General features: G+C 29.6%; 11 protein-coding genes. 2 read left to right on the plus strand and 9 right to left on the minus strand.

The annotated features are described in order from the left end of the window. Positions 1-1,232 (plus strand): autotransporter outer membrane beta-barrel domain-containing protein (locus tag L8W69_RS07200; protein ID WP_263666794.1); only part of this gene is annotated, 1,232 nt, incomplete at its 5' end. Positions 1,233-1,256: 24 nt separating this feature from the next. Next, a complete protein-coding gene (sppA, locus tag L8W69_RS07205) occupies positions 1,257-2,150 on the plus strand; it encodes a signal peptide peptidase SppA (protein ID WP_263661920.1) in 894 nt (297 codons plus the stop codon). On the opposite strand, the gene ribD is transcribed toward sppA, so the two are convergent. The 9 genes from ribD to L8W69_RS07250 all read right to left on the minus strand — a co-directional run bounded on the left by ribD (position 2,147) and on the right by L8W69_RS07250 (position 11,838). Further along, entirely contained in the window at positions 2,147-3,139 is a 993-nt protein-coding gene (gene ribD / locus L8W69_RS07210) for a bifunctional diaminohydroxyphosphoribosylaminopyrimidine deaminase/5-amino-6-(5-phosphoribosylamino)uracil reductase RibD (RefSeq protein ID WP_263666795.1), read from the minus strand. The two genes, sppA and ribD, sit on opposite strands and share 4 nt — an antisense overlap. A gap of 8 nt (positions 3,140-3,147) precedes the next feature. Then, a complete protein-coding gene (locus tag L8W69_RS07215; protein WP_263666796.1) occupies positions 3,148-4,530 on the minus strand; it encodes an McrC family protein in 1,383 nt (460 codons plus the stop codon). Then, positions 4,523-6,727 (minus strand): AAA family ATPase, encoded by a 2,205-nt coding sequence (locus L8W69_RS07220; RefSeq protein ID WP_263666797.1) that lies wholly within the window; start codon positions 6,725-6,727, stop codon positions 4,523-4,525. Before L8W69_RS07220 ends, L8W69_RS07215 begins: the two co-directional genes overlap by 8 nt. Before the next feature lie 140 nt (positions 6,728-6,867). Beyond that, on the minus strand, positions 6,868-7,290 hold the full coding sequence (gene rimP, locus L8W69_RS07225) for a ribosome maturation factor RimP (RefSeq protein ID WP_263661925.1): 423 nt from the start codon (positions 7,288-7,290) through the stop codon (positions 6,868-6,870). Continuing rightward, on the minus strand, positions 7,280-7,642 hold the full coding sequence (gene rbfA / locus L8W69_RS07230) for a 30S ribosome-binding factor RbfA (protein WP_149061987.1): 363 nt from the start codon (positions 7,640-7,642) through the stop codon (positions 7,280-7,282). Before rbfA ends, rimP begins: the two co-directional genes overlap by 11 nt. Beyond that, positions 7,639-10,272, minus strand: coding sequence for a translation initiation factor IF-2 (gene infB, locus L8W69_RS07235; protein WP_263661926.1), 2,634 nt, complete (start codon positions 10,270-10,272; stop codon positions 7,639-7,641). Before infB ends, rbfA begins: the two co-directional genes overlap by 4 nt. Further along, positions 10,253-10,519 carry a DUF448 domain-containing protein gene (locus L8W69_RS07240; protein WP_133319640.1) on the minus strand — a complete coding sequence of 89 codons (267 nt, stop codon included), beginning with the start codon at positions 10,517-10,519 and terminating at the stop codon, positions 10,253-10,255. The genes infB and L8W69_RS07240 overlap by 20 nt, the downstream gene beginning before the upstream one ends. Positions 10,520-10,543: 24 nt before the next feature. Then, the gene (gene thrB, locus L8W69_RS07245; RefSeq protein ID WP_133319641.1) at positions 10,544-11,422 is read right to left on the minus strand and encodes a homoserine kinase; all 879 of its coding nucleotides are present in this window, start codon (positions 11,420-11,422) and stop codon (positions 10,544-10,546) included. 8 nt (positions 11,423-11,430) lie between these two features. Beyond that, on the minus strand, positions 11,431-11,838 hold the full coding sequence (locus tag L8W69_RS07250) for a tRNA threonylcarbamoyladenosine biosynthesis protein TsaB (protein ID WP_165955275.1): 408 nt from the start codon (positions 11,836-11,838) through the stop codon (positions 11,431-11,433). Positions 11,839-11,848: the final 10 nt, after the last annotated feature.

An 11,848-nucleotide genomic window follows, 5' to 3' on the forward strand; every position in this document is an offset into this window, starting at 1 on the left:
AACCAAAACCTGAACCAAAACCTGAACCAAAACCTGAACCAAAACCTGAACATGATAACTCTCAAATAATAGTCAAGCCTATTATAAAAAACAATGCGTATAATACTCAAAATAGCACTATAGGACAAGCATTAAGAAGCATTAGAATGATGGATAACTTAAATGAAAACTATAAAAATTATTTTATTTTACTAGATAATGCAGATAAAAAAATCGTTCAAAGTAGTCTAAAAAGCTTGGAATCAAATGATTATTTATCCAATTCAATCCAATTATTAAACACCTACAGTAATTTCGGACAAAATAACATGCTCTCGACTCTTAATCCAACTTTCATAAATACACCTATGGAGGATATTAGATTAGCTAGTAATACTTATCCGACAAATTTATTATATCAAAGTGATGTAGCCAATTTTAATTTTTATGATAATCAAACATATATCTTCCAAATGGGACCTAGTTTTAAAAAAATATATGGTAATGATTTTCATGGAAGCTCCTATGGACTCAATCTTAGCGTAGGAAAAGAAATTAATTCTTCAATGTTCGCAACGCATTTAAGTACTTCATATTCTAATGTTGATTTTTCAACATCTAATATCAAAACAAAAAACGCAAATTTATCAAGCAATTATATTTTGAATTTAGAAAATTTTAAAATTTTAAGCGGTATTGGCATAGGATTATACTCAAGCAACATGCAAAGATATATACTAAATTCAGATACTTTAAAAGGAACATATAATGGATTGATAACTTCTACCCAATTAGGTGTAGCAAAAGAATTTAGTTATAATAAAAATTTAAATTTAACTCCTTTGATATATTTTAATTACAATTATTTTCAACAAAATGCATTTAGTGAAAGCGGTGGAATTTTTTCAAAATCTTACGATAGCATAAAACACAACAGCACATCTTTAGTTTTAGGGATTACTTCTTCTTATGTATTACCAAATTTAGATGAAAATAAAAATACTATAACAGGTTCTATATTGTATGAAAAAAGATTAACAGGAAAAAAGATAGGCAACAATGCAAATTTTATTGATTTTAAAAATCAAAAATTTAAACAATACTATGATTTAGATACTAACTTACTCAACATTAACCTTGGACTAAATTTCAAACCAAATAAAACATTCTTTTTTGATATAAAATTATTAAATGAAATTTATAAAAATCAATATAATGTTAATTTGGTGTCAAATTTTGGATTTAATTTTTGATTAAACAACTTAAAAAGGAAAAGAATGCAGATTATAAAATCATTTTTTAAAGGAATTGGAAAAACCATTTCTTATATCAACACTTATTTTAAAACCTTTGTGTTTTTATTTATCGTGTTTTTAATCCTTACTCCAAGCGGGGATAATGCCAAACTTTCTAATGCAAACCTAGCTCAAATTAATCTTAAAGGCGAAATTAGCGATGCGAGCAATCTTTTAGAACAAATTTACAAAGCCAAAGACGATAAAGCTATAAAAGGAGTTTTGCTTTTTATAGATAGCCCTGGGGGAGCTTTTGCACCAAGCATGGAAATAGCTTTAGCTATACAAGATCTTAAAGCTAAAAAGCCTGTGGTAGTCTATGCAGGTGGAACTATAGCAAGTGGAAGCTACTTAAGTGCAGTAGGAGCTGATATGATCATCGCTAATCCTGCTAGCTTTGTAGGATCTATTGGGGTAATCATGCAAGGCTTTGAAGTAAGCAATCTTGCACAAAAACTTGGCATAAATGAGCAAACTATCAAAGCAGGAAGTTATAAAGAAGCAGGAACTTTCATGCGTAAATGGAGCGAAGATGAAAAAGACTTTTTGCAAAATTTAGCCAATCAAAGCTATGAACTTTTCACACAATTTGTCGCTAAAAATCGCAAGCTAGACTTAAACCAAACAAGCTCATGGGCTGATGCGAAAGTATTTTTAGCTAATGAGGCTTTAAAATTAAAACTCATTGATAAAATAGGCAATTACGAGCAAGCCAAAAAAGAAGTAGAAAAACTAGCTAAAGTACAAAACCCTATCTGGCAAAAAGAAGATGCCATAGATAAGTTTTTAAAACGATTAGAAGAGCAAAGTGCTAGCTTTTTTGCTAACACTTTGACACAATTTTTCACACAAGTAAGCTCACAAAAAATCTACTAAGATTTAATAATCTCATAAAATCCATAAGTATCATTTTCTAAAAAGCCTTTATATAAAGGCTTTAGCTTTAAATCTAACTTAACATTTTCAAGAGTATTTAAATTCGAGCTTGAAAAAATCAAAAGCATATCTAACTCATCTTTAAAGGCTTTTAAAAAATTCTCCCCACCCTCATACATGATGAGCTTTGCTTTGCTAGGAATGCTTGTAAAAATTTCTCTTTCAGCTACGTTAAATAAAGGAATGTTTGGATCAAAACTTTCTAAATTTTGATGGCTTAGTATGCATAAATTTGGCGCTTTAGTTTGAGCTAACCTTGCATCCAAAATAGGCCTATCATGTCTTATAGTTTCTCCACCCACTACAAGCAAATCAAGCTTTGAACGCAATGTATGGGCATAGGTTCTACTTGCTTTAGAACTTACGATTTTACCATAAGCAGAACCATTCAAAGAAAGGGCTAGTTTAAAAAATTTAAAACTTGATTTTTGCCATTTTAAAAAAGGCTTTAAAAGCTCTTTAGCTCTTTGTTCACAAATTCCCATGTGAACTTTTATGCTTTGATCTTTTAAAAACTCTGCTCCACCACTTGCGAGTTTATGCTCATCTTTAGTGGCGATAAAAACTTCGCTAAAGCCAAGCGTGCTAAAAAGTTTCGCACAAGGTGGGGTTTTACCCTGATGATTACAAGGCTCTAAGCTCACATAAGTACTAGCACCTTTTAACAACCCCTGATGATTTTGACAAATAAACTCATGCAAATCGTTTGCATTTTGGGGTAAATCTAAATTTGGATTAAGCACTTTCAAGGCTTTGCTTACTGCTTCAAGTTCTGCATGAGCCTTACCTGCTTCTTTGTGTGCTTCTATGCTTAAAATTTTACCATTTTTATCTAAGATCACACAGCCTACAGTTGGATTTGGGTAGGTTAAAAGCTGATATTTCCAAGCTTCATCTATGGCTAAATTCATATAAAATTCATGATTCATGTTACTTCCTAAAAAGGTAAAGGTGCAAAAAATACCTTAAGCTTTACATGTTCATCGCAAGCTTTTAAAAAACCTTGTGCTAAAAACTTAATATCTTTAGTTTTTAACTTCTCTCTTAAGTTAAAAGTTCTCTCACATAGAGGATAAATAAGATAAATTTCCTTTATCTCGTATTTATTTGTATAAGCAAACATTTGATACAAATCGCTTTGCGATATGCCATGCTTTTTCTCATCTTCATTATCATCTGGAATTTTCCATTTAGTATCTAAGATCATTTTATTTTCTATATATAAATCAGGCTTTAACATAAAACACTTTTCATCATTTTTTGAGATTAAATACTTTCCACTGCTTTGAGTTTTTACATTTTCACTAGGATTAGCAAGTTTAAACATATAAGCTACATAGTTTTCAAAAAGTTTTTCCATAGGAAAAAGTAAAGCAAAGGCTTCGTTTTTGCCTTTATATTGAGCAAAAGTTTTATTTTGTAAAAATATCTTACACCAAGAAAGTATATTTTCATAATAATCAAAATGTCTTGAAATTTTAAAGTTAAAATCTTTTTCATAATTTATAGAAAATTCTACCTCATCAAGCATTTGCATAGCTTTGATGATTTTAAATTTATTCAAGCTTGTTTTGGATTTTAAAAAATTTAGGGTTGATTTTATCAAGCGATTTGGCGCTATGTCTAAAACAAATTCATCACTACTTGTGAAAAATCTTTCTTTGTGTATTAAATTTGATTTTATATGCTCGTTAAAAAGTAATTTTCCTTTTAAAAAAGTTCTGTTTTCTTCGCTACTTACATAAGATCTCATCAAACCTTTTTTATACACACTATCAAATTCATCTAAAAACATCGTGATAAATACTTCAAACAAAGGCATTTTAGCAATTTGTAAAGATGAAATTTGAGATTTTTTAAAAGGGAAATTTTTTAAGGTTGTTAGCATGTTAATTAAAAGATTTTTGGGGTTGAAATTTATCTCTTTTATACTATACCATTTTTTTATTTTAATGTTTTTCACAATTTTATATTCTTGAAAATAGCTAAAATTAGTATATAATTTATTACCATTGCTTATTGTATAGGCATAATTTAACTTGCTCTTTGAAACTTTCAAAGATTTATCTTTTTTTTCTTTATAGCTATCCAAATTTGTGCATTTTGGCAAAATTTCTAAAACACCGCTTTTAGTCTGTATAATGCCGACATAATTTTTAGCTTTTAAGGCGTTTTTACTTTTAAAGCCTAGAAGACTTTCATTATTTTTTGCGAAGTCTTCTAGCTCTTTATAAAATATTTCAGCTTTTTCTTTGAAAATTTCTTTTAAATCTTCTTTAGAAAAATCTTGGTATTCGATGATAGAAAAGGTGTTATTCATTTTCGTTTTTTGTTTTATTTGTTATTTTATCATCATATATTGCTTGATATGTTTTTATATCGTTCCAAATTTCATCATCAAATGGAGCGATAGTATAAATATTTCTCTCATTATCAACATTATATAAATTCTTTTTTTGAAGATATTTATCATCTTTTTTATCTTCAAAAATCATACCATTATCATTTAAAACTGCATTTATCAAAGCATAATCATTGTAAAAATACTCTTGCAATAGCGGGATAATTTTATTTTGAAAAATACTTTTTAATTTTGAAATACTCAAAACATACCAATCTTCTTTATATTTACCTGGTTTGATCCAATTATTTTTATCAAATTTAACAGCTTCACTTATAAAAAATGCATGTCCTATTGTTTTTTCTCTATCTAATAAAAACTCAATTCTCTTGTTTATACTTATCAAGATTTTTTGAAGTATTTCTGCATCGCCTTCTGTTTTACGATCATCACCCAAATAATCTTCATCTTTATTTGGATTTTCAACATTTTTACACACAAATATATTATAAAGCAAATTAGGTTTAGGCATCATCTCGATAAATTCAAAGCGTCTTCGCAAAGCTGTATCAAGTGAAGTTATACTTCTATCGGCTGTATTCATAGTACCTATGATATAAACATTCTTAGGCACTCCAAATTCTTCACCGCTATAAGGCAATCTTGCTCTCAACTCTTCTTTTTCACCTATCCTTTTACTAGGTTCTATCAAGGTTATAAGCTCACCAAAAATTTTACTTACATTACCACGATTAATCTCATCTATGATGATTATAAAATTCTTTTTTGTATTATCTTCTACAATCTTTAAATCATTAAGATTATCTTTCGCCTCATTAAGATTGCTTGACTTTATCTTTTCTAATAAATCATTAGGGCTAATTCTATATAACCCATAAACAGTTTTTTGTACTAAAATTTTATCACTATTTAAATCAAGAATGTTTATTTCATCATCTTGAGAAATCCAACTAACTTCTCTATATGTTTGATATTCTTCATCTTCATTATATTTAACATCGCTTGTAATAACTCCAATACCTTTTATAGTTGTTGAAGTATTAAAAACACATACCAAATCCCCTATTTGCATATAATCCACAAAACTTATTATACTATTTTTATTATTTGAACCTAAATTTAAAAAACGCTCATCTTTATTTTTTGGAATATCATTCCAACCTATACAAATTTTATTTTTTTCAAAACACTCATCTCTTAATGAAGCATTAGCTCCTAAAGAAATTTTCCAAACTTTTGAATTTTTATCAATAGATATATCTTCATTATTTATAATTTTTCTTTTTTTATCCAAAGCTTTTTTACAAAGTTCTTTAAAAATTCCATCTTTTATTTCGTATTCTACTTCCTTAGAATTTTCTCTATCTATGCGAGGTTTTATACCTTCTATAAATTCTTCATACCCATAGCTTTGATGGAAAGTAGTAAAAACTATTTGCCCTTTTTCTACATACTCATCAAATAATTTTTTTCTATTTACCCTATCATCTTCGCTTGGAATTTGTATTTTTTCTTCATTTGATATAATCTCTAAAGCTTTATCTATCGTATGATAAGTTTTTCCTGTCCCTGGAGGTCCATAAAGAATTTGATTTAAAGGCGGATTTTGATTTTCTTTTTTACTTAATATTTCATTTCCATTATTTCTTATTTCTTTATTATTGCTTATAGATAAAGCATTTCTATCTTGAATTTCATTTAATGGCAACTTTGCAAACCATTGCATATTTTCTATGATTTTATCAACAATCACTTCAATATCATTATTTAAATTTAGATAATTAAAAGCCACATTATTGAACTTTGTATTATATTCGTCAACTTTATTTTTTGCAGTATAGTTAATTATTACATCCTCGCTCTCTCCGATACAAACTATGATTTCTCCATTTTCTCGCTTTATGCCGCAATACACATAAACACCATAAGATGCCTTATACTCTTGCGTATCCATTCTTACAAATATAATCCAAGGAATTTTAGATACAGTTCCTTGTCCATAACTTAATTTTACATAAAAACCATAGTTTTTTAGAAAATCAAAATTAATTATTTCGTCCTTAGAAGATAACTTAGTACCGCCATAAGCGTTATGAAAAAAGTCTACTAAATACTTTTTAAACTTATTTTTATCATCAGATGGCAATGCAATCATAACATATCCTTTATTTTTAATAGTTTTTAAAACTATTATCCAATATTATAAAATGGATCTAACTATATTATATATATTTTTACTTTATATTAAACTTTAATTATATAAAAGATAGGTAAAAATTTAGAATTCTAAATTTTTTACCATTGTATGAAGGTTTTAGCTTTTTTTATGTCACTAAAATTTATAGTAGTCTTTTCTTGAGTTTCTAAATTTTCTAAAGTGATATTTTTATCATTTACAGCGATGATTTTTGCTTCGATTTTTTCTTTTTCACTAGTGGTGACTTTTACAAGTTCATTAATGCTTTTTGCAAAATGCTCGATTTTACTAAGTTTTCTTTCAAGCCCACAGCTTGATACTTCTAAAAAATACTCCCCACTCACAGGTGGCTCTACATCAAAAATAGGCGATAAAATCTCACTAAGCCTAGCACAATCATCAAGATTTACTCCACCTTCTTTTTGCACATAAATTCTATAAATCTTTCTACTATTTTCACTTGTTAGCTCATCATCATAAAAGCTAAGTCCTGCTTCTTTACAAAGTGCTTCAAGATTCATTTTGTTCCTTTTTGATTTTTTCAAATAAAGCATCCATATGATTTTGATACTCTAATCTATCATCAAATTTAAAGTGAAAATTCGGACATCTATACCACCCTTGCTCACTCATGCAGTAATTTTGCAAAGCACGGGCGGCTTTTTTAAGTTGATTGAGTATGATTTCTTGCTCTTGGGTATTAAAAAACATTTTATCTAAATACACAAAAGCATCATATCTGCCTTTTTTACACTCTACATCCACTACGCACAAGTTTTTTAAAACTTCGTTGTCTAAATTTGCTAAAGCTTCTGGTATAAGCTCTTTTAAAATGCTTTCTGTGCGTAGCTTTTTGATTTCAGCTGGGTTCATAGGCTTACTTGTTCCTCAACTTCTTTGTAGCTTTCTATATAATCGCCCACTCTCATATCATTACAACCTTCTATGCCTACACCGCATTCATAGCCTTTTGCAACTTCTCTTACATCATCTTTAAAGCGTTTGAGCGAGCTTACATTACCTTCAAATACCACAACCCCATCTCTAATGAGCCTGATTTTCGCGCCACGATTGATTGTGCCTTCTGTCACCATACAACCTGCGATTTGGCCTAATTTTGGCACACTGATCACTTGACGAATTTCAGCTTGACCAAGTTGTTCTTCAGAGATAATAGGACTCATCATACCACCTAGTAAAGCTTTTACATCATCAAGCAAATTGTAAATAACATTATAAGTTTTTATCTCTACGCCTTTATCTTTGGCACGCTCTTTAATCTCACCAGTTGGGCGTATATTAAAACCTAAAACAATAGAATTTTCACTCGCACTTGCAAGCTCTATATCACTTTGAGTAATCCCACCTACTCCACTATGGATGATATTAACCTTAATCTCATCGTTTTTAAGTTTTTCTAAACTAGCCTTAATCGCTTCAAGTGAACCTTGCACATCTGCTTTTAAGATCACAGGAAGGGCTTTTAAATTACCTTCTTTGATTTTTGCACCAAGCTCATCTATACTTACTTTAGTGGATTTGCTTAGTTCTTTTTGACGATTGTATTCATGGCGTTTATTAGCATATTCTCTTGCTTGCTTATCGCTATCTACAGCTATTAAAGTTTCTCCTGCATCGGCTACTTCACTAAGACCTATGATCACCCCGCACTCACCTGGACCTATTTCTTTTAAAGCTTTGCCTTGATCATCACTCATAGCACGCACTTTACCATAAGCTTCCCCTGCTACGACTGTATTTCCTACTCTTAAAGTACCATTTTGCACGATGATAGTAGCCACAGGACCTCTACCTTTTTGCACTGAAGATTCTATAATACTTGCTTTAGCATGGGCTTTTGGATTTGCTTTAAGCTCTAAAATATCAGCTTGTAATAATACAATTTCAAGTAAATCCTCTATACCATCACCTTTTTTAGCTGAAACTGGCACAAATTCATGGCTTCCGCCCCATTCTACTGGCATGATGTCCATTTCTGCTAGTTGGGTTTTTACCATGTCAGGATTTGCGTTTTCTTTATCCATTTTATTAATAGCAATGATGATAGGCACATTAGCTGCTTTTGCATGATTGATCGCCTCTTTAGTTTGTGGTTTTACCCCATCATCTGCAGCTACTACGATAATAACAATATCCGTTATACTAGCTCCCCTTGCACGCATAGCAGTAAATGCCTCATGGCCTGGAGTATCGATAAAAGTGATTTTTCTACCATTTTTTTCCACCATATAAGCGCCAACATGCTGAGTGATCCCACCTGCTTCGCCACTTGCAATACGTGATTTTCTTATATAATCAAGCAAAGAAGTCTTACCATGATCCACATGCCCCATGATAGTGATAACCGGGGCTCTTTGGCTTAAATTTTCTTCTGTTTGATTTTCATCATAATCTTTTACATAATCAAACTCATCAGCCTCATCAATGATATTAATCTCCACTCCAAATTCAGCAGCAAGAATTTCTATAGCATCCTCATCTAAAAAGTCATTTTTAGTCGTCATCATACCAAGCATGAAAAGTTTAGAGATAACTTCTCCGGTGTTTTTACCAAGTTTTTCAGCAAATTCATACACACGAATTTCTTTAGGTATGCTTACACTTGTTATAGCTTCACTTTCTTTTTTCTCTACCTTTTTAGGTGGTTTTTTACGACTTCTTCTTTGTATACCACCCTCGCCAAATGGGTTGATAGAGTTATTTAAAGATTGCTTTAAGATATTTGGTTGTTTTTTGTTTGCTGGTTGTGCTGGTTTGTTTTCTTTTACACTAAAATCAGGTAAAACTACCATATCGTCATCTTCTAAAGAAATATCAGCAAAGTCTTTATCTCCTAAAAGATCCATTTTAGTAGTGTTTTCTTTTTTACTTGTCGCAGGATGATTTTTCTTTTCTTTTTTCTTTCTTTTTAAATTCTCATCTGAATTTGAAAAAATCATACTAAGGCTCAAGCCTTGAGTATTTTGTATATTAGATTTTTCTTCATTGTTTATTTGGTTTTCTTTGCTTTCTTCTTTTTTCTTTTTAACGATAACTAAACCTCTTCTTTTAGCTAAATTTAAATTAGAGCCTAGTTTTTCATCGAATTTAATTTCTTCTTTTTTTTCCTCTAATGCTTCATTTTTAATAGGATTTTCAGGTTGCTTTTCTTCTTTTTTACTTTCTTCTTTCTTTTCATTTGTTGTTTTAACAGGAGTTTTTGTTTCTTTTTTAGTAGTTTTTTTCTCTTCTTTTTTGCTTTCTTCTTTTTTAGTAGTAGTTTTTTTAGTCGCACTTTCTTTTTTAGGCTTTGCCACTTTTTTTACCACATCTAGTATTTCACCTGATTGTACATATTGATAAATCGCTTCTGCGATTTCAGAAGATACTTTTTTGTTAGGGGATTTTATATCCTCTAAGCCTATTTCATTGGCTTTTTCTATAATTTCTTTACTAGTATATCCTAACTCTTGAGCGATTTCGCTAATCTTTACATCTGTCATTAAAAAATATCTCCTTTAAATCCTGCTGATTTATACTGCCATAAAAATTGCCTTTGCAAGCTCTCATAAAAGCCTTTTGCAATGTTTTTTCATCTTTTTCAAAACATGGATTACAAATATATAAACTCCTACCAAATTCCACTTTAGTGATAATTTGAGAATTTTTTATTTGAAATTGATGCAAACTTTGCTTTTCATAACGACCTTTGCAAACAATGCACATTCTAATGGGTATATGGTTTTTCAAAATTATATCTTTTTTTTGGAATTTTTAGCAAATTTTAAAGCCCTCATCGTCAAATTCTAAAAGCTCAACTCTAAATTTAGCAAATTTATTTTTGATTTTTTCTTTGATTTGTTTAGCATCATCTTTATAAGCTAGAGTGAAAAAACTCGAACCTGAGCCTGAAAGCGTGCTCATGAGAGCATTATTATCTAAAGCTAATTTTTGTACTTCAAAAAGCTCAGGTAAAAGTTTCATTCTTTGATTTTGATGAAGTTTATCTAAACTTGCATATTTTAATAAATCATATTTTTTCTCTAAAAAGCAAGCAGTTAAAAATGAAGCATGACAAAGATTAAAAACAGCATCTTCTAGATTAATTTTTTTAGCTAAAACTGTTCTTGATTTTTGAGTATTCATCGCTACATTTGGTATAGTTATAACAGCTTGTAAGTCTTTATCTACTTCTTTTTTTATAGCTAAGACTTTTTGATTGTGATTTAATGCACACACAAAACCTCCAAGAGCTGCTGGAGCTATGTTATCTGGATGATTTTCATATTTTAAAGCTTCATTTAAAATGATATTTTTATCTGCTTTAAATCCGCTTAATTCATAAGCACAAGCAATAGCTCCAATTATTACAGCAGAAGAACTTCCCATACCTCTTGCTAAAGGGATATTATTTTGAAAAACAAAACGAAAATTATCTTTTTTACCGCTAAGTCTTTGATAAATTTCATAAAAAATATTAACAAAAGTATTATTTTTTTTAAGATAGATATTATTTTCACCTTCTCCATGTATGTTAATACTAAAAAATTTAGATTTTTCAACTATAGTTTGATTAAAATGTTTTAAACTCAAGCCCAAACAATCAAAACCAGGACCTAAATTTGCACTTGTCGCAGGAACTAAAATTTTCATTTTTTACCTTAATTAATTGCATCTAAAACATAAAAAGGTGTATTTTCTTTGCTTAAATTTAAACCTTTTAAACTTTGAGGCATAAAAAAACTTCCTGCTTGTGTCTTCTCTAAAATAATTTCACCATTGTCTTTTTTTACAAAACATAAATGTTTGTTTGCAGATATAGGAGTGTTGTTATTTAACTCAAAAGCACTGATTGCTTTTAAAGGAATGTTTTTGACTATGGCTAATGTCTCAAAAGAAACATAAGAAATTTTTATACCCATGTAAGAACCTGGCCCATGTACATAAATAAGCTTTTCAAACTCATATTGTGAAAGTAATTCTTGCAATATTTTTGGTAAAACCTCGCTAACTTTTAAATCACTTTCAATGGTATTTAACAATAAATCATTTTCATAAATACCAAGCATTAAAGGTTTT

Origin of the sequence: Campylobacter sp. CNRCH_2016_3089, from assembly GCF_025772505.1 — a bacterium.
In the GTDB taxonomy this organism is placed as follows: Bacteria; Campylobacterota; Campylobacteria; order Campylobacterales; family Campylobacteraceae; genus Campylobacter_D; species Campylobacter_D lari_D.

Coding starts and splice junctions, on each gene's coding strand:
- infB (WP_263661926.1), bottom strand. CDS start 10,272: ATGACAGATGTAAAGATTAGCGAAATCGCTCAAGAGTTAGGATATACT.
- rbfA (WP_149061987.1), bottom strand. CDS start 7,642: ATGAACCCAGCTGAAATCAAAAAGCTACGCACAGAAAGCATTTTAAAA.
- L8W69_RS07215 (WP_263666796.1), bottom strand. CDS start 4,530: ATGAATAACACCTTTTCTATCATCGAATACCAAGATTTTTCTAAAGAA.
- ribD (WP_263666795.1), bottom strand. CDS start 3,139: ATGAATCATGAATTTTATATGAATTTAGCCATAGATGAAGCTTGGAAA.
- L8W69_RS07250 (WP_165955275.1), bottom strand. CDS start 11,838: ATGCTTGGTATTTATGAAAATGATTTATTGTTAAATACCATTGAAAGT.
- thrB (WP_133319641.1), bottom strand. CDS start 11,422: ATGAAAATTTTAGTTCCTGCGACAAGTGCAAATTTAGGTCCTGGTTTT.
- rimP (WP_263661925.1), bottom strand. CDS start 7,290: ATGAATCTTGAAGCACTTTGTAAAGAAGCAGGACTTAGCTTTTATGAT.
- sppA (WP_263661920.1), top strand. CDS start 1,257: ATGCAGATTATAAAATCATTTTTTAAAGGAATTGGAAAAACCATTTCT.
- L8W69_RS07220 (WP_263666797.1), bottom strand. CDS start 6,727: ATGATTGCATTGCCATCTGATGATAAAAATAAGTTTAAAAAGTATTTA.